Source organism: Aeromonas sp. QDB23, assembly GCF_027707745.1.
GTDB lineage: Bacteria > Pseudomonadota > Gammaproteobacteria > Enterobacterales > Aeromonadaceae > Aeromonas > Aeromonas allosaccharophila.
On sequence record NZ_JAPCJA010000001.1, the window covers coordinates 93,722 to 120,182 of the forward strand.

General features: G+C 58.4%; 29 protein-coding genes and 1 other RNA gene. 23 read left to right on the forward strand and 7 right to left on the reverse strand.

The features are described from left to right. Positions 1-2 precede the first annotated feature (2 nt). From lptB to npr, 6 genes are all read left to right on the forward strand, one after another. Positions 3-728 (forward strand): LPS export ABC transporter ATP-binding protein, encoded by a 726-nt coding sequence (gene lptB / locus PG888_RS00435; RefSeq protein WP_005336333.1) that lies wholly within the window; start codon positions 3-5, stop codon positions 726-728. Between the two features lie 65 nt (positions 729-793). After that, complete coding sequence (locus tag PG888_RS00440) at positions 794-2,233, forward strand: RNA polymerase factor sigma-54 (protein ID WP_042061525.1); 1,440 nt, start codon at positions 794-796, stop codon at positions 2,231-2,233. A gap of 21 nt (positions 2,234-2,254) precedes the next feature. Then, positions 2,255-2,542, forward strand: coding sequence for a ribosome hibernation promoting factor (hpf, locus tag PG888_RS00445; protein ID WP_005336323.1), 288 nt, complete (start codon positions 2,255-2,257; stop codon positions 2,540-2,542). A 2-nt stretch (positions 2,543-2,544) separates the two neighbouring features. Next, positions 2,545-2,991, forward strand: a complete 447-nt coding sequence (gene ptsN / locus PG888_RS00450; protein ID WP_042061522.1) for a PTS IIA-like nitrogen regulatory protein PtsN — start codon at positions 2,545-2,547, stop codon at positions 2,989-2,991. Positions 2,992-3,036: 45 nt separating this feature from the next. Continuing rightward, entirely contained in the window at positions 3,037-3,903 is an 867-nt protein-coding gene (gene rapZ, locus PG888_RS00455) for an RNase adapter RapZ (protein ID WP_111806425.1), read from the forward strand. A 20-nt stretch (positions 3,904-3,923) separates the two neighbouring features. Continuing rightward, positions 3,924-4,196: a PTS phosphocarrier protein NPr gene (gene npr / locus PG888_RS00460; RefSeq protein WP_005336318.1), complete on the forward strand. Its 273-nt coding sequence runs from the start codon at positions 3,924-3,926 to the stop codon at positions 4,194-4,196. 188 nt (positions 4,197-4,384) lie between these two features. Here the strand turns inward: npr and degS are convergent, their stop codons facing one another. The 3 genes from degS to PG888_RS00475 all read right to left on the reverse strand — a co-directional run bounded on the left by degS (position 4,385) and on the right by PG888_RS00475 (position 7,442). Continuing rightward, positions 4,385-5,509 carry an outer membrane-stress sensor serine endopeptidase DegS gene (gene degS / locus PG888_RS00465; protein ID WP_042655663.1) on the reverse strand — a complete coding sequence of 375 codons (1,125 nt, stop codon included), beginning with the start codon at positions 5,507-5,509 and terminating at the stop codon, positions 4,385-4,387. A gap of 109 nt (positions 5,510-5,618) precedes the next feature. Beyond that, positions 5,619-6,980: a Do family serine endopeptidase gene (locus tag PG888_RS00470; protein ID WP_005336295.1), complete on the reverse strand. Its 1,362-nt coding sequence runs from the start codon at positions 6,978-6,980 to the stop codon at positions 5,619-5,621. A gap of 81 nt (positions 6,981-7,061) precedes the next feature. After that, complete coding sequence (locus PG888_RS00475) at positions 7,062-7,442, reverse strand: YhcB family protein (protein WP_005356646.1); 381 nt, start codon at positions 7,440-7,442, stop codon at positions 7,062-7,064. A gap of 140 nt (positions 7,443-7,582) precedes the next feature. Between PG888_RS00475 and zapE the strand changes: the two genes are divergently transcribed. The 8 genes from zapE (at position 7,583) to PG888_RS00515 (ending at position 13,756) form a co-directional block, all read left to right on the forward strand. After that, positions 7,583-8,677 carry a cell division protein ZapE gene (gene zapE / locus PG888_RS00480; protein WP_270692518.1) on the forward strand — a complete coding sequence of 365 codons (1,095 nt, stop codon included), beginning with the start codon at positions 7,583-7,585 and terminating at the stop codon, positions 8,675-8,677. Positions 8,678-8,943: 266 nt separating this feature from the next. Beyond that, on the forward strand, positions 8,944-9,372 hold the full coding sequence (gene rplM, locus PG888_RS00485) for a 50S ribosomal protein L13 (RefSeq protein ID WP_005336289.1): 429 nt from the start codon (positions 8,944-8,946) through the stop codon (positions 9,370-9,372). A gap of 15 nt (positions 9,373-9,387) precedes the next feature. Continuing rightward, complete coding sequence (gene rpsI / locus PG888_RS00490) at positions 9,388-9,780, forward strand: 30S ribosomal protein S9 (protein ID WP_005336286.1); 393 nt, start codon at positions 9,388-9,390, stop codon at positions 9,778-9,780. A 295-nt stretch (positions 9,781-10,075) separates the two neighbouring features. After that, positions 10,076-10,666 carry a ubiquinol-cytochrome c reductase iron-sulfur subunit gene (petA, locus tag PG888_RS00495; protein WP_005336284.1) on the forward strand — a complete coding sequence of 197 codons (591 nt, stop codon included), beginning with the start codon at positions 10,076-10,078 and terminating at the stop codon, positions 10,664-10,666. Positions 10,667-10,668: 2 nt separating this feature from the next. Then, the gene (locus tag PG888_RS00500; RefSeq protein ID WP_019444835.1) at positions 10,669-11,886 is read left to right on the forward strand and encodes a cytochrome b; all 1,218 of its coding nucleotides are present in this window, start codon (positions 10,669-10,671) and stop codon (positions 11,884-11,886) included. Next, positions 11,883-12,617: a cytochrome c1 gene (locus tag PG888_RS00505; protein ID WP_042655665.1), complete on the forward strand. Its 735-nt coding sequence runs from the start codon at positions 11,883-11,885 to the stop codon at positions 12,615-12,617. The genes PG888_RS00500 and PG888_RS00505 overlap by 4 nt, the downstream gene beginning before the upstream one ends. Before the next feature lie 87 nt (positions 12,618-12,704). Further along, a complete protein-coding gene (sspA, locus tag PG888_RS00510; RefSeq protein WP_042012397.1) occupies positions 12,705-13,334 on the forward strand; it encodes a stringent starvation protein SspA in 630 nt (209 codons plus the stop codon). Then, positions 13,331-13,756, forward strand: a complete 426-nt coding sequence (locus tag PG888_RS00515) for a ClpXP protease specificity-enhancing factor (RefSeq protein ID WP_005336278.1) — start codon at positions 13,331-13,333, stop codon at positions 13,754-13,756. The genes sspA and PG888_RS00515 overlap by 4 nt, the downstream gene beginning before the upstream one ends. Positions 13,757-13,798: 42 nt before the next feature. Here the strand turns inward: PG888_RS00515 and dolP are convergent, their stop codons facing one another. The 4 genes from dolP to PG888_RS00535 are packed head-to-tail and all read right to left on the reverse strand — an operon-like array spanning position 13,799 to position 17,082. Beyond that, a complete protein-coding gene (gene dolP / locus PG888_RS00520) occupies positions 13,799-14,377 on the reverse strand; it encodes a division/outer membrane stress-associated lipid-binding lipoprotein (RefSeq protein WP_042061511.1) in 579 nt (192 codons plus the stop codon). A 4-nt stretch (positions 14,378-14,381) separates the two neighbouring features. Beyond that, positions 14,382-14,972: a D-sedoheptulose-7-phosphate isomerase gene (locus tag PG888_RS00525; protein ID WP_005336275.1), complete on the reverse strand. Its 591-nt coding sequence runs from the start codon at positions 14,970-14,972 to the stop codon at positions 14,382-14,384. Between the two features lie 9 nt (positions 14,973-14,981). Then, on the reverse strand, positions 14,982-15,353 hold the full coding sequence (locus tag PG888_RS00530; RefSeq protein ID WP_333563449.1) for a YraN family protein: 372 nt from the start codon (positions 15,351-15,353) through the stop codon (positions 14,982-14,984). Next, positions 15,295-17,082, reverse strand: coding sequence for a penicillin-binding protein activator (locus PG888_RS00535; protein ID WP_232093580.1), 1,788 nt, complete (start codon positions 17,080-17,082; stop codon positions 15,295-15,297). Before PG888_RS00535 ends, PG888_RS00530 begins: the two co-directional genes overlap by 59 nt. 199 nt (positions 17,083-17,281) lie before the next feature. Here PG888_RS00535 and rsmI point away from each other — a divergent pair, with 199 nt between their 5' ends. From rsmI to mraY, 9 genes are all read left to right on the forward strand, one after another. Next, on the forward strand, positions 17,282-18,115 hold the full coding sequence (rsmI, locus tag PG888_RS00540; protein ID WP_042655669.1) for a 16S rRNA (cytidine(1402)-2'-O)-methyltransferase: 834 nt from the start codon (positions 17,282-17,284) through the stop codon (positions 18,113-18,115). A gap of 157 nt (positions 18,116-18,272) precedes the next feature. Further along, positions 18,273-18,659, forward strand: an RNA gene (gene rnpB, locus PG888_RS00545) — RNase P RNA component class A. A gap of 442 nt (positions 18,660-19,101) precedes the next feature. Further along, positions 19,102-19,560, forward strand: coding sequence for a division/cell wall cluster transcriptional repressor MraZ (gene mraZ, locus PG888_RS00550; RefSeq protein WP_139709664.1), 459 nt, complete (start codon positions 19,102-19,104; stop codon positions 19,558-19,560). After that, the gene (gene rsmH / locus PG888_RS00555; protein ID WP_005336168.1) at positions 19,561-20,499 is read left to right on the forward strand and encodes a 16S rRNA (cytosine(1402)-N(4))-methyltransferase RsmH; all 939 of its coding nucleotides are present in this window, start codon (positions 19,561-19,563) and stop codon (positions 20,497-20,499) included. Between the two features lie 3 nt (positions 20,500-20,502). After that, positions 20,503-20,817, forward strand: a complete 315-nt coding sequence (ftsL, locus tag PG888_RS00560; RefSeq protein ID WP_042058665.1) for a cell division protein FtsL — start codon at positions 20,503-20,505, stop codon at positions 20,815-20,817. Further along, positions 20,814-22,568 (forward strand): penicillin-binding transpeptidase domain-containing protein, encoded by a 1,755-nt coding sequence (locus PG888_RS00565; RefSeq protein ID WP_042058666.1) that lies wholly within the window; start codon positions 20,814-20,816, stop codon positions 22,566-22,568. Before ftsL ends, PG888_RS00565 begins: the two co-directional genes overlap by 4 nt. After that, on the forward strand, positions 22,501-24,033 hold the full coding sequence (murE, locus tag PG888_RS00570) for a UDP-N-acetylmuramoyl-L-alanyl-D-glutamate--2,6-diaminopimelate ligase (RefSeq protein ID WP_270692515.1): 1,533 nt from the start codon (positions 22,501-22,503) through the stop codon (positions 24,031-24,033). The genes PG888_RS00565 and murE overlap by 68 nt, the downstream gene beginning before the upstream one ends. Further along, the gene (locus PG888_RS00575; RefSeq protein ID WP_270692514.1) at positions 24,030-25,385 is read left to right on the forward strand and encodes a UDP-N-acetylmuramoyl-tripeptide--D-alanyl-D-alanine ligase; all 1,356 of its coding nucleotides are present in this window, start codon (positions 24,030-24,032) and stop codon (positions 25,383-25,385) included. The genes murE and PG888_RS00575 overlap by 4 nt, the downstream gene beginning before the upstream one ends. Continuing rightward, positions 25,379-26,461: a phospho-N-acetylmuramoyl-pentapeptide-transferase gene (gene mraY, locus PG888_RS00580; RefSeq protein ID WP_005355120.1), complete on the forward strand. Its 1,083-nt coding sequence runs from the start codon at positions 25,379-25,381 to the stop codon at positions 26,459-26,461. Before PG888_RS00575 ends, mraY begins: the two co-directional genes overlap by 7 nt.

The following is a 26,461-nucleotide window of genomic DNA, read 5'->3' on the forward strand; positions in this document are numbered from 1 at the left end:
CCATGGCAGTGTTAAAAGCAGTGGGCCTGCAGAAGAGCTACAAACGCCGCATGGTGGTGAGTGACGTCAGCCTGGAAGTGGGCACCGGCCAGATTGTCGGCCTGCTCGGCCCCAACGGGGCGGGCAAGACCACCTCGTTTTACATGATCGTCGGGCTGGTGCAGCGCGATGCAGGTCTCATCACCATCGACGATCAGGACATCAGCCTGCAGCCCATGCATGTGCGGGCTCGCAACGGTATCGGTTACCTGCCGCAAGAGGCCTCCATCTTCCGTCGCCTGTCAGTGTTCGACAATCTGATGGGGGTGATGCAGACCCGCAAGGGGTTGAGCCGCGAGGAGCGTGAGGACAAGGTTCAGCAACTGCTGGAAGAGTTCAACATCACCCACATTCGCGACAACCTGGGTCAGAGCCTCTCCGGTGGTGAGCGCCGCCGGGTCGAGATCGCCCGTGCACTGGCGGCCGAGCCGCGTTTTATTCTGCTGGATGAGCCATTTGCAGGGGTTGACCCGATTTCTGTGATAGACATCAAGAAGATCATTCAGCATCTGAAAGATAGGGGCCTCGGCGTCTTGATTACCGACCACAACGTCAGAGAGACTCTGGACGTATGTGAGAAGGCCTATATCGTCAGCCACGGCAAGATGATTGCCGAAGGTGCACCGGCTGACATCCTCGCCGATGAACAGGTCAAGCGCGTCTATTTGGGCGATCAATTCAGTCTATAGTAAGGGGGCATGCCTTCATTTCCTTTGACGCCTGCCTCGCTGAACATAAGGATATCCCGACGTAGATGAAGCCGACATTACAGTTGCGTCTCGGTCAGTCCCTGACCATGACGCCGCAATTACAACAAGCGATTCGTCTGCTCCAGCTCTCCACCCTGGAACTTCAGCAGGAAATTCAGCAAGCGCTCGAAAACAACCCTCTGCTGGAGCAGGAAGAGAGTGAGCAGCAGGAGAGCGCCCCGGAAGCGCCGGTCGATGATAGTCAAATGGACTCCAGCGATGCCATGGCTCAGGAGCAGATGCCGGATGAGTTGCCGGTGGATACGACCTGGGATGAGGTTTACTCCGCCGGCACAGCCCAGAGCGCCGGCCCCATCCACGATGGGGAAGATAGCGTCTATCAGGGGGAGACCACCGAAAACCTGCAGGATTATCTGCTGTGGCAGATGCGACTCACCCCGTTCAGCGACGTGGATGCCGCCATCGCGCTCGCCATCATCGATGCCATCGACGAATCCGGCTATCTGACCGTTGCGCTGGAAGACATTCAACAGGCAGTGGGTAGCGACGAGCTGGAGGTCGAACTCGACGAGGTCGAGGCTGTGCTCAAGCGGGTGCAGCATTTCGATCCGGTCGGCATTGCCGCCCGTTCGGTGCAGGAGTGTCTGCTGATCCAGCTGGAGCAGTATGACCCGCAGACCCCCTGGCTCAATGAGGCCAAGGAGGTGATCCTCGAGCACATGGAGCTGCTCGGCAACCGCGATTACCGTACCCTTGCCCGCAAGACCAAGCTCAAGGAGAGCGACCTCAAGGAGGTGCTGGATCTGATCCAGCTGCTGGAGCCACGCCCCGGTAACGGCATCATCCAGAGCGACTCCCAGTACGTGATCCCCGACGTCTCCGTGGTCAAGAAGGGCAACAAGTGGGTGGTCGAGCTCAATCCCGATTCCGCTCCCCGCATCCGGGTCAACGAGACCTATGCCGCCATGGCCCGCAACGCCCGCAGCAGCACCGATACCCAGTTTATCCGCTCCCATTTGCAGGAAGCCAAGTGGTTCATCAAGAGCCTGGAGAGTCGCAATGACACCCTGCTGAAGGTGGCCAGTTGCATTGTCGAGCAGCAACAGGGCTTTTTCGAGTATGGTGAAGAGGCGATGAAGCCCATGGTGCTCAACGACATCGCCGAAGCGGTGGAGATGCATGAGTCGACCATCTCCCGGGTGACGACCCAGAAGTACATGCATACCCCCCGTGGTATCTTCGAATTGAAGTTTTTTTTCTCCAGCCATGTGAACACCGAAGGAGGAGGAGAGTGCTCATCGACCGCAATTCGCGCGCTCATCAAGAAGCTGGTCACGGCAGAGAATCCTGCCAAGCCGTTAAGTGATAGCAAGATCGCGGATTTGCTGGCCGAACAGGGTATTATGGTGGCGAGACGCACGATCGCTAAGTATCGCGAATCCTTGTTTATCCCACCTTCCAATCAGCGCAAACGCCTGGTTTAGGCAAAACAAAAGGATGATGTTATGCAAATTAACCTGACCGGACACCATGTCGAGATCACCGAAGCTCTGCGTGATTATGTGAACAACAAATTTGCCAAACTCGAGCGTCACTTCGACCACATCAACAATGTTCATGTGGTGCTTAGCGTGGAAAAACTGAACCAGATAGCGGAAGCCAAATTGCACGTCAGCGGGGGTGAAGTCTTCGCCAACTCTGAACATGCCGATATGTATGCTGCGATAGACACCTTGCTCGACAAGCTGGACAGGCAGATCATCAAGCACAAAGATAAGTTAAACAAAAAATAACTATGCAACTTGAACACATACTGAGTCGGGACTGCACCAAGAGTGCAGTCCCTTGTACCAGCAAGAAACGCGCCCTCGAAATCATCAGCGAGCTGGCCGCCGAACGCCTTGGCACTTCCCGTCAGGCGCTGTTCGAATGTTTGCTGGCCCGCGAAAAAATGGGCAGTACCGGGATCGGTGCCGGTATTGCGATCCCCCACGGTCGCATTGACGATGAATTCCCGCCAACCGCGATCCTGATGACCTTTGCCGACCCTATTCCTTTCGACGCCATCGACAATCAACCGGTTGACCTGCTGTTTGCCTTGCTGGTGCCGGAAAGCGAGTGCAAGCAGCATCTCAAGACCCTTTCCCTGATGGCTTCCAAGCTCGGTGACAAGGCGGTCTGCCGCCAGTTACGTCAGGCAACCAGCGATGAAGAGCTCTATCAGATCATGACCTCGGCCTGACAGCAGGCCAAGGATGAGACACCCGTTTTGGCGTGAGGGAACAAGATGCAGTTAATCGTGGTAAGTGGACGTTCGGGCTCCGGTAAAACGGTAGCCCTGCGAGTGCTGGAAGATCTGGGTTACTACTGTGTAGACAACCTGCCGGTCAATCTGCTGCCGCAGCTGATTGTCTCGGTCGAGAGCCAGTATGACAAACTTGCGGTCAGTATTGATGTGCGCAACCTGCCGAGCGATCCGGAGAAACTGGAAAATCTGCTGGCCCAAGTGCGCAATGAAGGGCGGGTAAAGTTCTCCAGCTTCTTCTTCGACGCCGACAACGGCACCCTGCTGAAGCGTTATGGCGAGAGCCGCCGCTTGCACCCCCTGTCACGCAACAAGCTATCGCTGGATGAGGCCATTCGGGAAGAGACCAACCTGCTTTCCCCCCTCTCTTCAACCGCTGATCTGCGCATCGACACCACCAACCTCAGCATTCACGACCTGAGTGAGCTCATCAAGACCCGGGTGCTCGGCAAGAAAGAGAACGAGCTGGTGCTGGTGTTCGAGTCGTTCGGTTTCAAGTACGGCATTCCCAAGGATGCCGACTTCGTGTTCGATGCCCGTTTCCTGCCCAATCCGCACTGGATCCCTGAGCTCAAGCCGTTTACCGGCAAGGATGAGCCGGTCGCCAACTACCTTTCGGCGCAAGCTGACGTGATGCTGTTTACCCAGCAGATCGAAAACATGTTGGTGACCTGGTTGCCCCATCTGGAGCGCAATAATCGCAGCTACCTCACGGTGGGCATCGGTTGCACCGGCGGTCAGCACCGCTCGGTTTTTATTGCAGAACGGTTGGCCAGCGCATTTCGCCTGCTTGGCAAGAACGTGCAGATCCGCCACCGTACTCTCGACAAGAGTGCCCCCCAATCCTGACGGACCAATAGGACGACCCGATGACTGTTTCCGCCTCGGTTGAAGTGAAAAACAAGCTGGGTATTCATGCCAGACCGGCCATGATGCTGTTCGAGCTGGTGCAGGGTTTCGATGCCCACGTCTTGCTGCGCAATGAAGATGGTGTCGAGGCAGATGCTGACAGCATCATCGGCCTGCTGATGCTGGATTCCGCGCAAGGGCGGCAGGTGGAAGTACAGGTTGAGGGCCCCGAAGAGGTCGAGGCCCTGGCCGCCGTGGTGGAGCTGTTCACCTCCGGCTTCAACGAGGAGTAGTCACTCCTCGTTTTATTCTGATCCGCAATGCAGTGATCGGCTGTGTAATGATTCAGGGTTTGCAGTATGGCAGCAGGGGATAGTCGACCTCATTGTTGCATCGATGAATCCCAGTCGCGGCCGATTATCTCGCCAGTAATATAATCTCCCTCATGACAAGCGCGCAGCGCCACAGCCGGAGCTGCACGTTAGCTGGCCGATGCGGCGCTCGAGCTGGCCATTCTCTGCTGATAGCGCAGATCTTCTTCTATGGTGACCACCACTTCCAGCGGCTTGCCGGAGCGGAATACCGAGATGGTCAGCTTGGTGCCGGGGCGGCTCTCGACAATCTTGTCCATGGCGCTGCGCACGCCACTGATGGCTTCTCCGTTGATCTTGAGTAGCACATCCCCCCGCTGCAGGCCGCCTTTGGCCGCAGGACCATTGGGATCCAGACTCTCCACCACCAGGCCACGCAGGTCGCCCAGGTTCATCATCCGCGCGACGATGGGATTGATCTCGACGCTGGAGACCCCGAGGTAGCCGCGGATCACCCGGCCGTTGGCGATCAGCTCATCCATGATCCGTTTTGCCAGCCGGTAGGGGATGGCGAAGCTGATGCCGTAGCTCTCCTGGTTGCCGTTGAGGTGATAGGTGGCGGTGTTGATGCCCACCAGGTCGCCACGGCCGTTGACCAGCGCCCCACCCGAGTTGCCTTCGTTGATGGCGGCATCGGTCTGCAGCAGATCCTGACGGCCATTGCTGTCGGGCCCCATGCTGGAGAGGCCGGTGCGGCCGGTCGCACTGATGATGCCCTGGGTGATGGTCTGGCCGACGTTGTAGGGGTTGCCGATGGCGAGCACCACATCCCCCACTTCTGGCAGTCGCTCCGGATCCTGCGGGATCACCGGCAGGTTGTCTGACTCGATATAGAGCACGGCGAGGTCGGTGAGCTGATCGGTGCCGACCAGCTCGGCGCTGAAGACCCGGCCATCCTGCAACGCGACGATGATCTGGTCGGCATCGGCGATGACGTGGTAGTTGGTCAGCACATAGCCGCGCTGGTTCATGATGACGCCGGAACCCAGCCCCTGCGGGCGCAGCTCCCCCTGATTGCCCTGATTGGGGGCAAAGCTGCGGGTGTAGATGTTGACGACGGCAGGGCCAGCCCGATGGGCGGCATAGGAGAAACTCAGTTCACGGGCATTGGTGATGATGCCGGGCAGTTGGGCACCACCGCGAAAATGGGGAAACAGCAGCAACAGCAGCGCCGCGACGGTCAATCCAAAACCGACAGACTTGCCCAAGTAACTGACTAAAGGGGGGATTTTCATGTCATTCTCATCCGTACAGGCTGCGCGCAGAGAATAACACTATCGGTGGATAAAAATCACCCGCGGTGAAGACCGCGGGTGATAGAGGGATTGGCGAACAACCCGAGTGTTAGCGGATCACCAGATAGAGCGAGGAGTCGCCGCGCTGGATATTGAGGGCCAGTACGTCAGGCTTGTTCTTGAGCGCCTTGGTCAGCTCGCCCAGGGTGTTGATGCGCAGGCGGTTGACCCCGATGATGATGTCGCCCTTCTGCAGGCCGGAAGCGGCTGCCGGAGAGCGAGGATCAATGTCAGCCACCGCGACGCCGGAGACCGGGTCGGTGGTGGTGCTCAGCTTGGCCCCTTCCAGTGCCGGATGCAGCGCGCTGGCGCGCACTTCGCTGTCATCGGCCTGCTTCAGGGTCACTTTGGCAGTTTGTGACTTGCCATCGCGGATCAATCCCAACTCGACCTGCTTGCCCGCGCCCATGGTGGCGATCTTGGCACGCAGCTCGCCGAAGGAGCGAACCGGTTTGCCATCGATGCTGACGATGATATCGCCAGCCTTGATACCCGCCTTGTCGGCCGCCGAATCAGGCATGACCTGATTGACGAAGGCTCCGTCCTTCTTGTTGTAGCCGAAGGTTTTGGCGATGTCGGAGGTGAGCTCGGTGCCAGTAATGCCCAGCTGGCCGCGACGCACTTCACCGTACTTGACAATCTGCTCGGTCAGATCCCGCACCATGTTGGAGGGGATGGCAAAGCCGATGCCGATATTGCCGCCATTCGGGCCCAGAATCGCGGTGTTGATACCGATCAGCTCACCACGCAGGTTGAGCAGGGCGCCGCCGGAGTTACCGGAGTTGATGGCCGCATCGGTCTGGATGAAGTTCTCCAGATTCTCGATGTTGAGGCCGCTGCGACCCAGCGCGCTGACGATACCTGACGTGACGGTCTGACCCAGACCAAACGGGTTGCCGATGGCCAGCGCATAGTCACCCACCCGCAGCTCGTCGGAGTCGGCGAACTTGATCTGCACCAAGTCCTCGGCCTTGATTTGCAGCAGGGCGATGTCGGACTGCTTGTCTTCACCGATCTTCTTGGCCGCGTACTCACGACCATCCTTCAGGTTGACCTTGATCTCGTCGGCCTCGTGAACCACGTGGGCGTTGGTGATCACGTAACCCTTCTTGGCATCGACGATGACGCCGGAGCCGAGCGCCTGGAACGGCTGCTCGCTCACCTGTTCGTCGGGCATGTTGGGGCCGAAGAAGAACTTGAACTGCTCCGGCAGACGCTGACGGGTAATTTTTTTGCCAGAAACCGAGATATTGACCACAGCCGGGGTGACCTGTTCGAGAACAGGCGCCAGGCTTGGCATCTCCTGATTTGAGCCTAACAGGGAAGGCAGTGCAGCCTGAGCAGGGGCCGCAGACATGGCGATACCGACACTGAGGGCTAGCACACTGAGCATGGAAAGAGGTTTACGCATATGAAAAACAGCTCCCAGAAAAAGTTGCATTGCAATCGTCAAGGTCAGACCACGGGACTGGCCAATTAGTTCCGCGAGGAACTAGTTTGGTTGTTTGAGCAGTCCGGAAGAGGCGCCCGCATAGTCGCGAGGCGGAACGCCCGGCTCTTCTGCCACATTGGCAGGGGCTTCTTCTACCAAGGACTCGCGGAACAGTGGTTCCTGCGCTTTGGCCAGGAATTTGCTCTGCTCGGCCATGTGGCGATAGAGGGTCTGATACTGCTCGGCCAGTTGCTCCATCAGCGCGGCACTGTCGGCGAAGTGGGTGTTGATCTGGCCCTGATAACTCTCGAGCTCCTTGTGGGCCTTCTTCAGTTCCTGTTCCAGACGGCCTGCATCGCGGCTGCGCACCGAAAAACGGCCGAGAACGATACCGATAATCAAGGCCGCGACAGCCAGCAGGATCCCAGTTAACAGACTCATAGATGCTCCTTGTTACAGCTAAAACAGAGTGGGTTTATGCGGTCGTCATAACCGCCATGCCTTGATGGCACTATACCGTGCGTCCTGAGGCCGTGATACCATTTTGTCCTCGATTCAGGGACTTGGAGAGGCGCTCAAGGATGACACCGCAGCAAAAATACCAGCAGGATCTGCTGCGCCCCGGCTTTGTGGCCGACCCCGCACAGGGGGTGGCCATTAGCAGGCTGGAGCGACTGTATCAGGATTTGCTACGGCGCCCGACTCCGACCAGATCTCGAGGGTTGTTTGGTTGGCTGCAAAAGCCCAAGCCGCCGGAGCCCGTCCAGGGTATCTATATGTGGGGCGGAGTGGGCCGAGGCAAGACCTGGCTGATGGATACTTTTTTCGACAGCCTGCCGGGGACGCGCAAGATGCGCAGCCACTTCCACCGCTTCATGCACCGCATTCACGATGAACTGCAGGGGCTGAGCGGGCAGTCCGATCCGCTCAAGCTGGTGGCCAGCAAGCTTGCCAGCGAGACAGACATCATCTGTTTCGACGAATTTTTTGTCTCCGATATCACCGACGCCATGCTGCTGGGCACACTGTTCCAGGAGTTGTTTGGTCACGGTGTCGTACTGGTTGCCACCTCAAATATTCCGCCGCAGGATCTTTATCGCAACGGGCTGCAGCGAGCCCGTTTTCTGCCAGCTATCGAGCTTATCGAGCGCCATTGCGAGGTACTTAACGTGGACGGTGGTATAGACTATCGCCTGCGTACGCTGGAACAAGCCGAGATTTATCACTGTCCGCTGGATTTGCAGGCAAAAGCCAATCTCGACCACTATTTTCAGCAATTAACCGGTGGGCACTCGGCTTGCGAGGGGGCGTTCGAGGTCAATCATCGTCAGCTGAGGTCGCTGGGGATGGGGGAAGGGGTGCTCTATATGGAATTCGAGCAACTTTGCTGTACTCCTCGCTCCCAGAACGACTATATCGAGCTGGCCAGGTTGTTCCATACCGTCTTGCTGGCCAATGTGCAGCCAATGGGCACAGGCACGGATGACGCGGCTCGCCGCTTCATCGCCATGGTCGATGAGTTCTACGAACGGCACGTCAAGCTCATCATGTCGGCGGCGGTTCCCATGGCAGAACTCTACGGCGAAGGGCTGCTGAATTTCGAATTCAAACGCTGTCTTTCGCGGCTTCAGGAAATGCAATCGCACGAATACCTTGCCAGAGTGCACCTTCCTTAGTCACAATACCGCGCCTGCCAGTCGGATGGGCATCTGCGGCAGGTAGGGCCGGGCGACATTTGCTAGCTTCATGGCAGTGAAATTAGCAGGTGATATTTAAGGCAACTTCACTTATAATCGCCCGGCCCACGTTACAGCTGTCGATAAGACAGCAACACTTTAAGCTTTACTTGTATTCGAAGGGGTACAGGTAGGCCATCGTTTGTTGTTTGTGGGAGAGCCCCCATAAGCAATTGGGTCTGTAACAGGTAATTGGGTTTAACTTAATGAAAACTTTCGTTGCCAAGCCAGAAACCGTAAAACGTGACTGGTACATTGTGGACGCAGAAGGTAAAACTCTGGGTCGTATCGCAACCGAGATCGCTGCTCGTCTGCGTGGTAAGCACAAAGCTGAATACACTCCGCACGTTGACACCGGTGATTACATCATCGTTGTAAACGCTGAGAAGGTACACGTAACCGGTAAGAAATTTACCGACAAAATGTACCACGCTCACTCCGGTTTCCCGGGTGGTATCAAGTCAATCAGCTTCGACAAGCTGATTCAGCGTAAACCGGAAATGGTAATCGAAGCAGCCGTCAAAGGCATGCTGCCGAAAGGTCCTCTGGGCCGTGCCATGTTCCGTAAACTGAAAGTTTACGCAGGCGCCGAGCATGCTCATGCTGCTCAGCAACCTCAAGTACTGGATATCTAATCGGGAACTGGCAACATGGCAGAAAATCAATACTACGGTACCGGCCGTCGCAAAAGCTCCACTGCTCGCGTATTTATCAAAGCGGGTAGCGGCAAGATCGTAATCAACCAGCGCTCCCTGGAGCAGTACTTCGGCCGTCCGACTGCCCGCATGGTAGTTCGTCAGCCGCTGGAACTGGTTGAGATGACCGAGAAACTGGATCTGTACATCACCGTTAACGGTGGTGGCATCTCCGGTCAAGCTGGTGCGATCCGCCACGGTATCACTCGTGCTCTGATGCAGTACGACGAAACCCTGCGTTCCGAACTGCGTAAAGCTGGCTTTGTTACTCGCGATGCCCGTAAGGTTGAGCGTAAGAAAGTCGGTCTGCACAAAGCTCGTAAGCGTCCGCAGTACTCCAAGCGTTAATTCGCTTTTGGTACTCACTCTTTCGAGTGTCAAAAAAGCCTGGCAACTGCCAGGCTTTTTTTATTGGTAATATTACCGACATCAATGCTAACCACGCGTCACAAAAGACAAAAAATTGTTTCTTTATTGTTTTCATTGCTCACCGCTCTTTCTTGTCAAGTTGTTATCTTTTCTTTAAAATTTCCCCTGTTTTCTGTGGCAATTGTAAATCCAGCTTCCGCCGCTGTTGTCACGGGAAAAATGGGGAACAGGGACACTATAAGAATGTGCGGAGTCCACATGGGAGAGTTTTTGGATGAGCAATGCGCCAGTTGATACCGGTCGCCGCAGATTTCTTACCTGGTCAACGGTTGCCGTTGGTGGGGTAGGAGCTGCGTTTACCGCAGTGCCGTTTATAAAGTCATGGAATCCGAGTGCCAAGGCCAAAGCAGCCGGTGCACCGGTTGAAGTCGATATCAGCAAGTTGGAACCGGGCCAGCTCATCCGTGTCGAGTGGCGAGGCAAGCCTGTCTGGGTGGTGAAACGCACCAAACAGACGCTGGATGCCTTGGCTGCCCATGATGACAAGCTGCGGGATCCCTCATCTGAAGAGCCGCAGCAGCCTGACTATGCCCATAACGGGTACAGATCGATCAAGCCCGAGATATTTGTCGCGGTCGGTATTTGCACCCACCTCGGGTGTTCACCTTCCTATCTGCCTGACAGCTTTGGCGAGCAGGTGCAGGGCGTCACGTCCGGCTTCTTCTGCCCGTGCCATGGCTCCAAGTTCGACATGGCCGGCCGTGTGTTCCAGGGGGTGCCTGCACCGCTGAACCTGGTCATTCCGCCCTATCAATTCATTAATGACACCACCATCCAGGTCGGTGCCGATGGCAAGGAGGCCTGACCATGTTGAGTAAACTGATGGGCTGGATCGATTATCGATTCCCGCTCACGGCCATGTACAACGACCATATGGCCAAGTATCCGGCACCGAAGAACCTGAACTTCTGGTACTTCTTCGGCTCGCTGGCCATGCTGGTGCTGGTCAACCAGATCATCACCGGCATCTGGCTGACCATGAACTACAACCCCTCCGCGGAAGGTGCGTTTGCCTCCGTGGAGTACATCATGCGTGATGTGGAGTACGGCTGGCTGCTGCGTTACATGCACTCAACCGGCGCGTCTGCATTCTTCATCGTGGTCTACATGCACATGTTCCGCGGCATGATCTATGGCTCTTATCAGAAGCCTCGTGAACTGCTGTGGATCTTCGGCATGCTGATCTTCCTGGTGCTGATGGCGGAAGCCTTCATGGGCTACTTGCTGCCCTGGGGCCAGATGTCATTCTGGGGTGCCCAGGTCATCATCTCGCTGTTTGGCGCCATTCCGGTCATCGGTGACGATCTGACCCTGTGGATCCGCGGTGACTACGTCATCTCCGGTGCGACCCTGAACCGCTTCTTCGCGCTGCATGTCATCGCGTTACCGCTGGTGTTGGTGATGCTGGTTGCCATGCACATTCTGGCGCTGCATGAGGTGGGGTCCAACAACCCGGATGGTATCGACATCAAGAAGCACAAGGACGAAAACGGCTGGCCGCTGGATGCGGTGGCGTTCCACCCTTACTTCACCGTCAAGGATATGATCGGTGTGGCGGGCTTCCTGTTCTTCTTCTGCGCCATCATCTTCTTCAAGCCAGATATGTGGGGTTACTTCCTCGAGAAGCCGAACTTTGAAGTGGCTAACGGCCTGAAAACCCCGGCGCATATTGCGCCTGTGTGGTACTTCACGCCGTTCTACGCCATTTTGCGGGCGGTGCCGGACAAGCTGCTTGGCGTCATCATGATGGGTCTCTCCATTGTGGTGCTGTTCCTGCTGCCGTGGCTGGATCGCTGCAAGGTGCGCTCGGTGCGCTATCGCAGCAAGCTGCACAAGCTGAACATTGCCCAGTTTGTGGTGTGCTTCGTGATTCTGGGGATCCTTGGGGTGCTGCCGTCGACGCCGACTCTGACGCTGATTGCCCAAATTTGTACCTTGGGTTATTTCGGGTTCTTCGTCCTGCTGTTCTTCTATAGCAAGAACGAAAGCACCAAGCCGCTGCCGGAGAGGGTGACATTTAAATGAAAAGAATAATATTTGCAGTGCTGACCCTGCTGCCGTCACTGGTGTTTGCCAATACCGGAGCCGTGCATCTGGACAAGGCCAACTATGACCTGAGCGACAAGGCTTCTCTGCAGCGTGGCGCCGCCACCTTCATGAACTACTGCTTTGGTTGCCACAGCACCCAGTATCAGCGTTACAACCGGGTGGCAGAGGATCTGGGGATCCCGGCTGATCTGATGGCTGACAATCTGATCGTCAATGGCGCCAAGATTGGTGACCTGATGGAAAACTCGGTCTCGGAGAAGGATGCCGCCAAGTGGTTTGGTGCGCCGCCTCCCGATCTGACGCTGGTTGCCCGGGTGCGTGGTGCAGACTGGATCTACACCTATCTGCGCTCCTTCTATGTGGATGAAACCCGTCCGTTCGGGGTGAACAACGCCGTATTCCCGTCCGTGGGCATGCCCCATGTACTGGAGCCGTTGCAGGGAACCCCCCGTGCCGAGTTCGCCACTCACACGGTCGATGGCGTGGAAACCCATCAGGTTGTCAGCATCAAATCTGACGGTAATGGTGAAATGAATAACGAAGAGTATGATCAGACGGTGCTGGATCTGGTAAACTTCTTGGTCTACTCGGCTGAACCGGTACAACAGGAGCGTGAACGTATGGGCTTCTGGGTACTTGGCTTCATCGTGATCTTCTTCATCTTCACTGTGCTGTTGAAGAAGGAATTCTGGCGCGACGTTCACTAAGCGACCAGATACGGGTAATATAATGCACGGCAATGAAGACCAAGATGCTTCATTGCCGTTTCTGCTTTTTTATGACGGGAGGGTTCAATGGCTGTAGCTGCCAATAAGCGTTCGGTAATGACGCTGTTTTCCGGTGCCAACGATATGTTCAGCCATCAGGTGCGTATTGTCCTGGCGGAGAAGGGTGTTAGCGTGGATATCTGCCAGGTTGACCCAGCCAATCTGCCGGATGAGCTGGCCGAGCTGAACCCGTACAACTCTGTACCGACCCTGGTGGATCGTGAGCTGGCACTCTATACCTCACGCATCATCATGGAGTATCTGGACGAGCGCTTCCCGCATCCGCCCCTGATGCCTGTTTACCCGGTTGCTCGTGGTAACAGCCGTCTGATGATGCACCGCATCGAGCTGGACTGGTACTCCCTGGCCGACAAGATCATGGCCGGTACCGATGCTGAAGCGGCACGCAACGAACTGCGTGACAACCTGCTGGCCATCGCGCCGATCTTTGGTGAAATGCCCTATTTCATGAGCGAAGAGTTCGGTCTGGTGGATTGCTACATGGCTCCGCTGCTGTGGCGTCTGCCGAGCCTGGGCATCGACCTGACCGGTCGTGGTGCCAAAGAGCTGAAGGCCTACATGGTTCGTCTGTTCGAGCGTGAATCCTTCCAGGCCTCTCTGACCGAAGCCGAACGCGAGATCCGTTCTGGCGTATGAGCATGGAACCGACAATGACCCCGAGCCGCCCGTACCTGTTACGGGCGTTCTTTGACTGGTTGCTGGACAATGACCTGACCCCCCATCTGGTGGTCAACGTCAACATTCCCCATGTGATGGTGCCGATGCAGTTTGCCCAGGATGGGCAGATAGTGCTGAACATCGCGCCTCGTGCCGTGATGCAATTTCATATGGATAATGAGGCCATCAGCTTCAGCGCCCGCTTTGGCGGGGTATCCCAGCAGGTCTATATCCCGATGGCGGCCGTACTGGCTATCCATGCCCGGGAGAACGGCGTGGGCACCATGTTCCCGCCCGAGCCGGGTTACGACATCTGGCTGGAACAGGCCGAAGCACCGGTGGAGCCTGAGCCGGAACCGCCGCGCCCCAGCGGTCGTCCGACCCTGAAGGTCATCAAATAAAAAACGCAGCCGATTGGCTGCGTTTTTTTATGCCGGTTTGGCTTAGTTCTGGGCGAACTCGAAGGCCTTGATCACGCGCTTCACGCCCTCAACATGGCGAGCAATCTGCACTGCCTGTTCCCCCTCCTGACGCGTCACCAGACCAATCAGGAACACCTCGCTATTCTCGGTGACCACCTTGACCTTGGTGCTGTCGAAGTTTTTGGTACCGAACATGTCGGCCTTCACCTTGGAGGTGATCCAGGAATCATTACTGCGAGTGGTGAAGCTGGCGGGCTGGCCGAGGCGCAACTCGTTGTAGACGTGGCGGACCCCTTCGATGCGACTGACAATTTTGCCCGCCTCAATCTTGTAAACGTCAGAAGGTGTCTGGCCGACCAGCAGCACGCGGCCGTTGTTGCTGTAGACGCTGATCTTGCTGGCTGCGCTGAGCGGTTTATTGTCGGCCAGCAGATTGGCCGCTTTCAGCTCGATGGCCTGGTCATCCCACTGTGCGCCCAGCGTTCGGCGATCGCCAGAGGCCTTGGCTGTCCCTGCGGCGCCGCCAACAACTACGGCTGCGCAGCCTTGCAGCAGCAGGCTGCTCACCAGCAGACCGAGCAGGATAGTGTGCTTTTTCATGGTTTCAATCTTCCTGTTGCGGGAAAAGTGTCTGGTCGATGAGATCACACAGGCAGTGCAGGGTCAACAGATTCACTTCCAGAATGCGAGGCCGACGGGCGGAGGGAACGCGGATCTCCACATCATTCGGACCGAGCAGCCCTGCCATTTCGCCACCGTCCCCCCCGCTCAGCACCACTATGGTCATATCGCGGGAGAGGGCGGCCTCGGCGGCCTTGATCAGGCTGCGGCTGTGGCCGGAAGTGGTGATGACCACCAGAATGTCGCCGGGCTGGCCCAGTGCGCGGATCTGTTTGGCGTAGACCTCTTCAAAACCGTGGTCGGTGGCGATGGCGCTGATGGTCGCCATGTCCGGGGTCAGGGCCATGCCGGGCAGGGAGGGGCGCTGGGTCTCGTAGCAGTTGACCAGCTCGGAGATGAACAATTGCGCCAGTGCGGCAGAAGGACCGTTACCGCATGCCAGCACCTTGTGGCCATTGAGCAGGCAGATGGTGATCATCTGGGCTGCAGTATGGATGGCATCCGGCAGCGCCTCGGCGGCGGCTATCTTGGTCTGGATGCTTTCGGTGTAGTTCTCTTTGATGCGGTCAGTCATAGGGTCCTCTTAAAACGCGTTCTGGATCCAGGCTGGCTGGTCGCCCTCGAACGCAATCACATCGAATCGGCAGGCCTGATTGGCCTCGTTGATGGCATGTTGCTTCAAATAGTGGCGCGCTGCCAGCATGATCTTGTGCTGTTTGCTGCGGGTGACCGAACTAGCGGCCCCGCCATGGCTGCCGGTGGCCCGGTAGCGCACTTCAACAAACACCAGGGTCTGGCCCTGGTGCATGATGAGATCTATTTCGCCGCCACGACAGCGGTAGTTGCGCGCTACCGGTTGCAGGCCCTGGGCCTGCAACCAGCGTTCAGCGACTTGTTCAAAGTGCTGTCCCTTGCTCGTCGGTGAGAGGAACAGGCTCGGCAACTGCTGGCGCATCCGTTTCCATAGTTCCTTCATTGGAGGGCTCCTCCAGCTGCTGAACGGCGTTCTCGTCGACCAGTTTGCCGTTCTGGTAAGTCCCCCAGCTCAGCATCCGCACGATATTGCCCTGGGCATCCACGCTCAGCTGACCGCTCATGCCAGCCTGCTGCATGCCACCGACCTTGCGCATCTGCTGCAGGTTCTCTGCCAGGCTGACGGCATCGTAACCCATGGCAAACAGACGCAGCAGGTCACCCTGAGTCTGCGGCCAGAGCAGGGCGATCTGCTCGCGCTGTTTCTCGTAGCCGCCAAGCAGCAGCGGCATATCGGCGATATGCATGCCGTTGAGCTCGGAGGCGACCTCGGTGGCAGCGCTGTCGTAGCCACGGGAGCTGGTGTAGATGGGCAGGCTGCCCATCGGATTGACCGAGACATCCACGTAGGGCTTGATCATCCGGGTTTCCAGACTGTTGGCCACCACATAAACGGCATCGATGCTGCGCGGTGCGGCATCAGAGAGTTGCACCACTTCACCTGCACGGGCGGTAGAGCGGCCGCTCAGGGCATTCTTGACCATCCCCTGTACTTCGTTGCGGGCACCGAAGGTGGCAACGACCGGCTTATCCTGGCTCAGGGTGGCCCAGCTCTGCTCGAACGCCTTGATACTGCTGTAACCGATCCGTCCCTGGGCGGCGATCAGCAGCGGTTTGCGGTAGCCCTGTGTGTAGAGGTACTGGGCTGCCTGCGCGGCATCTGCGGCGGCAGAGAGGGAGAAGTAGTAGGTAGTATCGTTGACGATCGGCTTGTCCAGCTCATTGAGCGCCAGCACCGGCACGGTCGGATTGGCCTTGAGCAGCTCCTCGACCCGGTCTTTCAGCAGCGGGCCGATGATCATGTCCGCCCCTTCCTGAATCGCCTGCTTGTAAAGATCGCCGGTCGACTTGCTCTGGGTGTCGTAGAAGTTCAGGGTAAATTGCCCCTGATTTTCCTTATAAGACATCAGCATACCGTTGCGGATGGCGGCGCCCTGCGGCTCCAGATTGCCGGAGAGGGGCAGCAGCACGGCGATCTGCTGCACCGAGGTGCTGGCAGTGGTAGCCAGATCGCCCAACCCTGCCGGCATATCCTTCTGGGCCGGATGGTTGGGGAAATCGCGCTTCCAGCCTGCCAGCTGGCGGGCCAGCAGGTTCGGCTGGGCGCCAAACTCGTTGACCAGTGCCGCCAGTCGCAGCCAGCCGGTAGTCACATCAGGGGCCGGCGCCTCTTCCAGCGCTTGCAGGGTGGAGGGGGTCATGCTTTTGAGCAACGACCAGATCTGCTGATGGTTGGTCGCCTGCTCGCTCTGGTTGAGGTAGGGCTCCAGTGCAATCAACGACTTGGCTGCGCCAAACTTGTTATTGATGTCGAGCTGCAGCACCACGCGCTGGCGATACCAATCCTTCTGGGTATCGGCATCCAGCACCACCTCGGGTTTGCCTTCCAGCAGGATCAGCGCCTGATTGGCGTGGCCCTGCGCCAGCAACAGATGGGCTTGCAGCAGTTGCAGCTGCGCCTTCTGGGTGGGCTCCTTGGCCTGCTTCTGCAATTGCTGGAACAGTGCCGAGGCCGGTTTGGCCTGGCCCAGCGCCAGATAGCTGCGTGCCGCCAGCATCTGCCAGGTAAAGGCTTCGGCCGGCTTGGCCGGGTCCACCTGCTCAAGATACCACTGGGCATTCTTGGTCAGATTGGAGAACGCAGAGGGCATGCCTGACTGCCCTGACGGTTGATTGGGCTCCGACGCACAGGCGGCGAGCAGTACTGCCGCGAGTATGATGCCGAAGAGTCGTGATACACTTAGCTGCTTTGTAACCCGGTTCAAGTTCATTCCCCGACCAGTGTTGAAGTTCCCCATAGTGTAAACGGGCCAATATGGCGACACAATTGTCGGGGCACTCGGAGATCCCATGAGTGACATCCCAACCCTGTATATAGTCCCCACTCCGATCGGTAATTTGGCGGACATCACCCAGCGTGCATTGGATATTTTACGCAGTGTCGATCTGGTGGCAGCCGAAGATACCCGTCATACCGGTATCCTGCTCAGCCACTACCAAATCTCGGTGCCGACCTTCGCCCTGCACGATCACAACGAGCAGCAGAAGGCCGATGTGCTGATCGGCCGGATCAAAGAGGGCAAGAGTGTCGCGCTGGTCTCCGATGCCGGCACCCCGCTCATCAGCGACCCCGGTTATCACTTGGTCACCCGTTGTCGTGAAGCCGGGGTCAAGGTGGTGCCGCTACCTGGCCCCTGTGCCGCCATCACCGCCCTGAGCGCAGCCGGTCTGCCTACCGATCGCTTTGCGTTTGAAGGTTTTCTGCCCGCCAAGAGCAAGGGACGCGACGATCGTCTGCAAGCGGTTATTGAAGACACCCGCTCGCTGGTATTCTACGAATCGCCACGCCGGGTGAAGGATACGGTGGAAGCGATTGCTCGCATTCTTGGCGAACGTCAGGTGGTGGTGTGCCGCGAGCTGACCAAGACTTTTGAATCGATCCACGGTCTGCCAGCGTCCGAAATGCTGACCTGGCTCGGTGAGGATGACAACCGCTGCCGCGGCGAGATCGTGCTGGTCGTGGCTGGCGCCTCCAAAGATGAAGAGGATCTGCCGGCCGAGGCGATCCGCACTTTGGGGCTGCTGGTGGCCGAGTTGCCACTGAAAAAAGCGGCTGCCCTGACCGCCGAGATCCACGGCGTGAAGAAGAATGCCCTCTACAAATACGGTCTCGAGCACTATTGAGCCGATGAAATAGGCCAACAGACTGTTTTTTGACCTGTGCAATTCCCCGAACCGGCGAGTATTCAGCCTGTAAACGGGGGTCAAAGCGCGATAAATGGCTGTAAACGGGAATTGCCGGTTTACCCCGTGCGTATCGCAAGGCTATAATCCGCGCCTCGGAGTTGGCTGGGCAATCGCTGCTTCGTCGTTGTGTCCCTCGGGACAGACGGGCGGAGGGGAGGAAAGTCCGGGCTTCATAGGGCAGGGTGCCAGGTAACGCCTGGGGGGCGTGAGCCTACGACCAGTGCAACAGAGAGCAGACCGCCGATGGCCCGCAAGGGATCAGGTAAGGGTGAAAGGGTGCGGTAAGAGCGCACCGCGCGACTGGCAACAGTTCGTGGCACGGTAAACTCCACCCGAAGCAAGACCAAATAGGCCCCTATTGGCGCGGCCCGCGTTGGGGGCGGGTAGGTTGCTTGAGCCAGCGAGCGATTGCTGGCCTAGAGGAATGATTGCTACCCGGGGCAACCCGGTACAGAACCCGGCTTACAGGCCGACTCCGACCTCATTCCGAAGAGCCCTGCGATTTATCGCGGGGCTCTTTTTTATGCATGAGAAAATATGGCTTCGTTGGTCGGATATTTTTTGTCTCGCCATGTTGAATGAAATTATATGTTTTAAATCAGTCGAATAGTCTCGTATTTAGCGCAATGGCAGCGATAGATAGTGATAGGACACCGGGTGGCTGTTCGCACCCGCATATTGTGTCTGTTCTCAGTTCATTCACTTATTTCAATTAATCACCAGAGTTTAACGCCAAATAACTTGTGGAAAATCAACCCACTCAATCCGCGGTATGCAAATGCTGCGTCAATATGTTCCCTCTGTCCCATCTCCTTGCTTGAAAAGCCCCCTGCACGTCCTTAAACTTCAACGTGGGGAAAAGTGGATCAAAGTGGTTTTTAGAGGGGCAATCTGCCTGCTCACTCACCTTCAGGGACTGCAATTTGTTGCGTGGCGCTCATGCCATCAGCCTGGACAGTAAAGGGCGGCTGGCTATTCCGACCAAATTCCGTGATTGGCTGCGCGATGAAAGCGACGGTCAGCTGGTCTGCACCATCGATATTGCCCATCCCTGTCTGCTGCTTTATCCCCTGAATGAATGGGAAGAGGTCGAGCGCAAGCTCAAGACCCTCTCCAGCATCAATCCGCAAGAGCGCCGTTTGCAGCGACTGCTGTTGGGACATGCAACCGAATGCGAGCTGGATGGCAATGGCCGTCTGCTGCTCAGTCAGCCACTGCGCAACCATGCGGGGCTGGACAAGAAAATCATGCTGGTGGGCCAGCTCAACAAGTTTGAGTTGTGGGATGAAGCCCGCTGGCAACAACAGGTCAATGACGACATCTTGGGTCTGCCCGGGGACGATTGGGCAAGCTCACCACGACTACAGGATTTCTCTTTATAAATGACCCAAGCCGCTGAACACATCACAGTGCTGCTGCACGAAGCCGTTGAAGGTCTGGCCATCAAGCCGGACGGTGTCTACGTCGACGGTACTTTTGGCCGTGGTGGTCATTCTCGTCTGATCCTGCAGCACCTTGGCCCCAATGGCCGCCTGATCGCCATCGACCGCGATCCCCAGGCGATCGCCGAAGCGGCCAAGATCCAGGATCCCCGTTTCGAAATCGTGCATGGTCCCTTCTCCGGCATCGCTTCCTATCTGGATGAGCGCGGTTTACTGGGCAAGGTGGATGGCTTCCTGCTGGATCTGGGGGTCTCTTCACCCCAACTGGATGATGCCGAGCGCGGCTTCAGCTTTATGAAAGATGGTCCGCTCGATATGCGGATGGATCCCACTTCCGGCCAGAGCGCCGCCGAGTGGCTGGCCAAGGCCGATGTGGATGACATCGCCTGGGTGCTGAAGACCTTCGGTGAGGAGCGTTTTGCCAAGAAGATCGCCCGCGCCATTGTGCACGACCGCGTGACCGAGCCTTATGTGCGTACCCGTCAACTGGCGGAGATGATTGCCCGGGTCAATCCGAGCAAGGAGAAGGGCAAGCATGCGGCAACCCGCAGCTTCCAGGCCATTCGCATCTATATCAACAGCGAGCTGGACGAGATCGAAACCGCGCTCAACGGTGCGCTGGAAGTGTTGGCACCGCATGGCCGTCTGTCGGTGATCAGCTTCCATTCGCTGGAAGACAGATTGGTGAAGCATTTCATCCGCAAGCACGAGAAGGGGCCGGAAGTGCCTTACGGCATTCCGCTGACCGAAGCCCAGCTCGCTGGCGGTCGCAAATTGAAGTCGGTCGGCAAGGCGCTCAAGCCTTCTGATCATGAAGTATCTGAAAACAGTCGGTCACGTAGCTCGGTGCTGCGCGTTGCCGAGCGGCTGGCGGAGTAAGCGATGAGCGAAGTGCGTGTTCATCTGGCCAAGGAGATTGTTGCCGATCTCTGGCGGCACAAGCTGCAGATTTTTCTGTCGGTCGCCGTGCTGGTGACCGCGTTTGCCGTGATCCTGGTGACCAACATGACCCGCGGTCTGACGGCCCAGCAGAACGATCTGATGGCAGAAGAGGATCGCCTCAATATCGAATGGCGCCACCTGCTGCTGGAGCAGGGCACCCTGGCTGAACATTCCCGGGTGGCGAGTCTGGCGATGGACAAGTTGCAGATGGGTCGTCCGCTGGTGACCACCGAGAAGGTAATTACCCAACCATGAAACGCAAGGCTACAGCCAAAGCTGCCAAAGCGACTGTCAAAGCGCCATCGATCTATCCGTGGCGCTTTCGCACGCTTGCGGTGTTTATCGGCATCGCGTTTGTGGGTCTGATCCTGCGTCTGGCCTGGATCCAGGTGATCAATCCGGATCGTCTGCGTCAGGAGGGGGACATGCGCTCCCTGCGAACCACCTCCACCCAGGCGGTGCGCGGTATGATCACCGATCGCAACGGCGAGCAGCTGGCGGTCTCGGTGCCGGTCGAAGCGGTCTGGGCCGATCCCAAGACCGTCCACGAATCCGGCGCCATCAATAATGAGCGAGCCTGGCTGGCGCTCTCCGCTGTGCTCAAGCTCGATATCAATACCCTCAAGCATCGCATCGCCAACCCCAGCAAGCGCTTCGTCTATCTTCAGCGTCAGGTGACCCCTGCCGTGGCGGAATATATCAAGGGGCTCAAGCTGGGTGGCATTTACCTGCGTCCCGAAGCGCGCCGCTTCTATCCGACCGGCGAGATCAGTGCCCATCTGGTGGGGGTGACCAACATCGATGGCAGCGGTATTGAAGGGATTGAGCGCAGCTACAACGAGTGGCTGACAGCCACACCCGGCGAGATGCGGGTGCGCAAGGATCGTCAGGGGCGGGTCATCGAGCGGCTTGGCCTCGTTAAAGAGGGCAAGAACGCCAACGATCTGCAGCTCAGTATCGATCAGCGGGTGCAGGCACTGGCCTACCGTGCGCTCAAGCGGGCAACCGACGAGAACAAGGCGACCTCCGGCTCCATGGTGATGCTGGATATCAAGACCGGTGAAGTGCTGGCGATGGTCAACACCCCCTCCTACAACCCGAACAACCGCGGCCAGTACCAGAGCTTCCGGGTGCGCAACCGGGTGGTGACCGATACCTACGAGCCGGGTTCTACCATCAAACCATTGATTTTGCTCAGTGCCTTGCAAGCTGGTGTGACCAGCTGGAAAGACACCATCCAGGGCGGGCCGCTCTTTATCGGGGCCAAGCAGATCAAGGACGTCAGTATCCACAAGGCGACCAACCTCTACGACATCCTGCGCTACTCCTCCAACATCGGTATGTCGCGCATCGCGCTGCGGATGCCGGCGCAGGAGATGATCAACACCCTCAGCATGTTCGGTTTCGGCATGGATACCGGCAGCGGGCTGATGGGTGAGAGCAGCGGCATGCTGCCCCAGCGCCGTCGCTGGTCCGATATCGAACGGGCGACCCTCTCGTTCGGTTATGGCCTGCGGGTCACTCCGCTGCAGCTGGCTTCCGCCTACGCCACCCTGGCCAACAAGGGCAAACGGGTGCCGCTCTCCATCGTCAAGGTGACTACGCCGCCCAAGGGTGAGCAGGTGATCGACCACAACAACGCCTCTGCCATGTTGCAGGCGCTGGAGTACGTGGTCGACAACGCCATTCCAAAAGCCAAGATCCCGGGCTATCGGGTCGGCGGCAAGAGTGGTACCGCCAAGGTCGCCGTCGCCGGTGGCTACGGCAAGGATTACATGGCTTGGTTTGCCGGTTTCGCGCCCGCCAGTGATCCCCGTTTCGTTATGGTGGTGGTGATCAACGAGCCAAAAGGCAGCGCCTATTATGGCGGCGCCGTGGCGACCCCACCGTTTGCAGAGGCCATGGGCGGGGTGCTGCAGCTCTTCAATATTCGTCCCGATGCGGTGCCGCCAGCGGTACCCACCAAACTTGCCCGTACGGAGGCTTCTCTTGTCCCGCGCACTTGATGCATTACTGCGCCCCTTCGGCATCCAGGCGCCGGCGCTCACCCTGACCGATATCCAGCTGGATAGTCGGCGGGTCGGCCCCGGCTCGCTCTTCGTGGCCATTCGTGGTCATCAGGTGGATGGCAGACGGTTTATCGAACAGGCGGTGGCTCAGGGAGCGACCGCTGTTGTGTTTGAGGAGGATGGTGAATTTATCGCGCCAGCGGTTTCCGTTCCCTGTATCGGGATGCGGGATCTGCCCGTTCACCTCTCTGCGCTCTCCGGCTATTTCTACGACCAGCCAGCAAAAAAACTGGCTCTGGTCGGGATCACCGGCACCAACGGCAAGAGCACTACCGCGTTGCTGGTCGCCAACTGGCGCACCCTGCTGGGTGGCAAAGCGGGCGTGATGGGCACCATCGGCAACGGCCTGTTTGGCAATCTGATCGAAGCGGAAAACACCACCGGTAGCGCCGTGCAGGTGCAAGCCAATCTGGCTGCGCTGCAAGTTCAGGGCGCGGATCTGGTGGCGATGGAGGTCTCCAGCCATGGTCTGGTGCAGCACCGTGTCGCCGCGCTGCCGTTTGCCGCCGCTGTCTTCACCAACCTGAGCCGGGATCACCTCGACTATCACGGCACCATGGAAGCCTATGGCGCGGCCAAGGAGCAGCTGTTGCAGCTGGTCGATGAGTCGAATGCGGTGATCAACCGTGATGACGAGTTGGGTGCCAAGTGGCTAGAAAAATACCCGGCAGCGGTGGCCTTCAGTGTGGATGGCCCGATTGAACACCATTCTGGCCGTCAGCTAACGGCGCAGCAGCTCGATTTTCACCAGCAAGGTTTTCGCGCGCAGATTAACTCCAGCTGGGGGAATGGTGTATTATCCGCCCCCTTGCTTGGGCGCTTCAACGTCAGCAATGTGCTGGCAGCGATGGGCGTGATGCTGGTGCTCGGTTACGACTTCCACGAGCTGTTGGCGACAGCGCCTCAATTGCAGCCGGTGACCGGTCGCATGGAGTGTTTCGGCGGTGGTGATACGCCGCTGGCGGTGGTCGATTACGCCCACACCCCGGATGCGCTGGAGAAGGCATTGCAGGCTCTGCGGGTGCACTGCACCGGCCAGCTCTGGTGCCTGATTGGCTGTGGTGGCGACCGCGATCGCGGCAAGCGCCCCATGATGGCAGCGATGGCCGAGCAGTATGCGGATCGCGTGATCCTGACCGACGACAATCCCCGTACCGAGGAGCCGGCCCGGATCATGGCCGACATGGTGGCGGGCCTTCGCGATCCTGCTGCGGTGCAGGTGGAGCACGACCGGGTCAAGGCGATTGCGCTGGCCATCGGTCAGGCGAGCAAACAGGACATCATCCTGGTGGCCGGTAAGGGTCACGAGGATTATCAGATCATTGGAACCGACAAGCGGCACTACAGCGACCGGGAAACCGTCGCGGCCGCCTTGCACACATTATTGGAGTCATTCAAATGATGACCCTCAGGCTTGCCGATCTGGCGCAGGTACTCGATGCCCGTCTGATTGGTGACGATGGCGAGATCACCGTCGTCAGTACCGACACCCGCACTTTGGGCGCGGGTGCCCTGTTCGTTGCCCTGCGCGGCGAGCGCTTCGATGCCCACGATTTTTGCGAGCAGGCCGTTCAGGCAGGGGCCTCTGCCCTGCTGGTAGAGCGTGAACTGCCGCTGGCTATCCCCCAGCTGGTGGTGGCCGACAGCCTCAAGGGGCTGGGCCGACTCGGCAAGCTGGTGCGCGAGCGCATCAACCCGAAAGTGCTGGCCATTACCGGCAGCTGCGGCAAGACCACGGTAAAGGAGATGGCGACCGCCATCCTGCGCCACGAAGGGGAGGTGCTGGCCACCGCTGGCAACTTCAACAACGAGGTGGGCGTGCCGCTCACCCTGCTGCGCCTCGAACCGCAGCACAAGTTTGCGGTGATGGAGCTCGGTGCCAACCATCCGGGCGAAATCGCCTGGACTACTTCACTGGCCAAACCCGATGCCGCCATCATCAACAACGTGGCGGCGGCCCATCTGGAGGGCTTCGGCTCGCTGGAAGGGGTGTTCCACGCCAAGAGCGAAATTTTTGAGGGGTTGAGCGAGGGTGGCACCGCCATCGTCAATGCCGACAACGAATTCTGGCCGAAGTGGCGGGAGCGCGGCATTCAGTGCGCTTTCTCCATCGAAGATCAGAGCCAGCCGTTCCACGCGCGCGACATGGTGCTTAACGAGCAAGGCTGCGCCGAGTTCGAGATGGTGACCCCGCAGGGCGAACTGAGCCTGACTCTGGCGATCCCGGGTCGCCACAACGTGGCCAACGCGCTGGCTGCCGCCGCGGGCTGTCTGGCCCTTGGTGCATCCCTCGCCTGTGTCAAGGCGGGGCTGGAGCAGATGGCACCGGTCAAGGGGCGTTTCTGCGTGCAGCGCTGGGGCGGTCTGACCCTGGTGGATGATACCTACAATGCCAGCGTGGAATCCGTGCTGGCGGGCATCGATACCCTGACCGCCATGGGCGGCTTCAAGGTACTGGTGTTCGGTGATATGCGGGAACTGGGTGAGGAGTCTGCCGAGCAACACGCCCGGGTTGGCCGTCATGCCCGCGAGCGCGGCCTGGATGCCGTGCTGACAGTGGGGGAACAGAGTCGTCACACCGCAGATGCCGCGGCGGGCCGACATTTCGATAACAAGGCATCGTTGTTTGAAGTGCTTGCGCAAATGATAAATACACATCAGGAAATTTCGATTCTGGTCAAGGGCGCCCGTGGCTCCCGTATGGAAGATATCGTCGAGATGGTCAAAGGCCATCAGGAGTCAGCCACATGCTAGTCTGGCTGGCTGAACTGCTCACCCCGCACTTCACCTTCTTCAACGTCTTCTCCTACCTGACGTTTCGCGCCATCCTGTCGATCATCACCGGACTGGGGGTTGCGCTCTGGATGGGGCCGCGCCTCATTCGCCGCCTGCAGATCCTGAAATTCGGTCAGGTGATCCGCAACGACGGTCCCGAGTCCCACCTCAGCAAGCGGGGTACCCCGACCATGGGTGGCCTGATGATCATTGCGGCGATTTTCACGTCTGTGCTGCTCTGGTGCCGCCTCGACAACCCCTATGTCTGGCTGGTGCTGTTCGTACTGGGTGCCTACGGCGCCATCGGCTTTGCCGACGACTACCTGAAGGTGGTGCGCAAGAATACCGACGGCCTGATCGCGCGCTGGAAGTACTTCTGGCAATCCGCGGTAGCGCTGGCGGTGGCGGTATTCCTCTATGCGACCGCGACCCATGAGGGTCAGACCCAGCTGGTGGTGCCTTTCCTCAAGGATGTGATGCCGCAGCTTGGCCTGATGTTTATCGTGCTGACCTACTTTGTCATCGTCGGTACCTCCAACGCGGTCAACCTGACCGACGGTCTCGACGGTCTGGCCATCATGCCGACTGTGATGGTGGCGGGGGGCTTTGCCCTGATCGCCTGGGCCACCGGTAACGTCAACTTTGCCAACTACCTGCATATTCCCTACGTGCCCTATACCTCCGAGCTGGTGATCGTCTGTACTGCCATCGTCGGGGCGGGTCTGGGTTTCCTCTGGTTCAACACCTATCCGGCGCAGGTCTTCATGGGGGACGTCGGTTCCCTGGCGCTGGGCGGCGCGCTCGGCACCATCGCCGTGCTGGTTCGTCAGGAGTTCCTGCTGGTGATCATGGGCGGCGTCTTCGTGATGGAGACCGTCTCGGTGATCCTGCAGGTGGGTTCATACAAGCTGCGCGGCGTGCGGATCTTCCGCATGGCGCCGATCCATCACCACTACGAGAAAAAGGGCTGGCCGGAGCCGCGCGTTATCGTGCGCTTCTGGATCATCACCCTCGTGCTGGTGCTGCTGGGTCTTGCCACCCTGAAGGTGAGGTAA

Coding starts and splice junctions, on each gene's coding strand:
- lptB (WP_005336333.1), top strand. CDS start 3: ATGGCAGTGTTAAAAGCAGTGGGCCTGCAGAAGAGCTACAAACGCCGC.
- PG888_RS00440 (WP_042061525.1), top strand. CDS start 794: ATGAAGCCGACATTACAGTTGCGTCTCGGTCAGTCCCTGACCATGACG.
- hpf (WP_005336323.1), top strand. CDS start 2,255: ATGCAAATTAACCTGACCGGACACCATGTCGAGATCACCGAAGCTCTG.
- ptsN (WP_042061522.1), top strand. CDS start 2,545: ATGCAACTTGAACACATACTGAGTCGGGACTGCACCAAGAGTGCAGTC.
- rapZ (WP_111806425.1), top strand. CDS start 3,037: ATGCAGTTAATCGTGGTAAGTGGACGTTCGGGCTCCGGTAAAACGGTA.
- npr (WP_005336318.1), top strand. CDS start 3,924: ATGACTGTTTCCGCCTCGGTTGAAGTGAAAAACAAGCTGGGTATTCAT.
- degS (WP_042655663.1), bottom strand. CDS start 5,509: ATGAAAATCCCCCCTTTAGTCAGTTACTTGGGCAAGTCTGTCGGTTTT.
- PG888_RS00470 (WP_005336295.1), bottom strand. CDS start 6,980: ATGCGTAAACCTCTTTCCATGCTCAGTGTGCTAGCCCTCAGTGTCGGT.
- PG888_RS00475 (WP_005356646.1), bottom strand. CDS start 7,442: ATGAGTCTGTTAACTGGGATCCTGCTGGCTGTCGCGGCCTTGATTATC.
- zapE (WP_270692518.1), top strand. CDS start 7,583: ATGACACCGCAGCAAAAATACCAGCAGGATCTGCTGCGCCCCGGCTTT.
- rplM (WP_005336289.1), top strand. CDS start 8,944: ATGAAAACTTTCGTTGCCAAGCCAGAAACCGTAAAACGTGACTGGTAC.
- rpsI (WP_005336286.1), top strand. CDS start 9,388: ATGGCAGAAAATCAATACTACGGTACCGGCCGTCGCAAAAGCTCCACT.
- petA (WP_005336284.1), top strand. CDS start 10,076: ATGAGCAATGCGCCAGTTGATACCGGTCGCCGCAGATTTCTTACCTGG.
- PG888_RS00500 (WP_019444835.1), top strand. CDS start 10,669: ATGTTGAGTAAACTGATGGGCTGGATCGATTATCGATTCCCGCTCACG.
- PG888_RS00505 (WP_042655665.1), top strand. CDS start 11,883: ATGAAAAGAATAATATTTGCAGTGCTGACCCTGCTGCCGTCACTGGTG.
- sspA (WP_042012397.1), top strand. CDS start 12,705: ATGGCTGTAGCTGCCAATAAGCGTTCGGTAATGACGCTGTTTTCCGGT.
- PG888_RS00515 (WP_005336278.1), top strand. CDS start 13,331: ATGAGCATGGAACCGACAATGACCCCGAGCCGCCCGTACCTGTTACGG.
- dolP (WP_042061511.1), bottom strand. CDS start 14,377: ATGAAAAAGCACACTATCCTGCTCGGTCTGCTGGTGAGCAGCCTGCTG.
- PG888_RS00525 (WP_005336275.1), bottom strand. CDS start 14,972: ATGACTGACCGCATCAAAGAGAACTACACCGAAAGCATCCAGACCAAG.
- PG888_RS00530 (WP_333563449.1), bottom strand. CDS start 15,353: ATGCGCCAGCAGTTGCCGAGCCTGTTCCTCTCACCGACGAGCAAGGGA.
- PG888_RS00535 (WP_232093580.1), bottom strand. CDS start 17,082: ATGCCCTCTGCGTTCTCCAATCTGACCAAGAATGCCCAGTGGTATCTT.
- rsmI (WP_042655669.1), top strand. CDS start 17,282: ATGAGTGACATCCCAACCCTGTATATAGTCCCCACTCCGATCGGTAAT.
- rsmH (WP_005336168.1), top strand. CDS start 19,561: ATGACCCAAGCCGCTGAACACATCACAGTGCTGCTGCACGAAGCCGTT.
- ftsL (WP_042058665.1), top strand. CDS start 20,503: ATGAGCGAAGTGCGTGTTCATCTGGCCAAGGAGATTGTTGCCGATCTC.
- PG888_RS00565 (WP_042058666.1), top strand. CDS start 20,814: ATGAAACGCAAGGCTACAGCCAAAGCTGCCAAAGCGACTGTCAAAGCG.
- murE (WP_270692515.1), top strand. CDS start 22,501: ATGCGGTGCCGCCAGCGGTACCCACCAAACTTGCCCGTACGGAGGCTT.
- PG888_RS00575 (WP_270692514.1), top strand. CDS start 24,030: ATGATGACCCTCAGGCTTGCCGATCTGGCGCAGGTACTCGATGCCCGT.
- mraY (WP_005355120.1), top strand. CDS start 25,379: ATGCTAGTCTGGCTGGCTGAACTGCTCACCCCGCACTTCACCTTCTTC.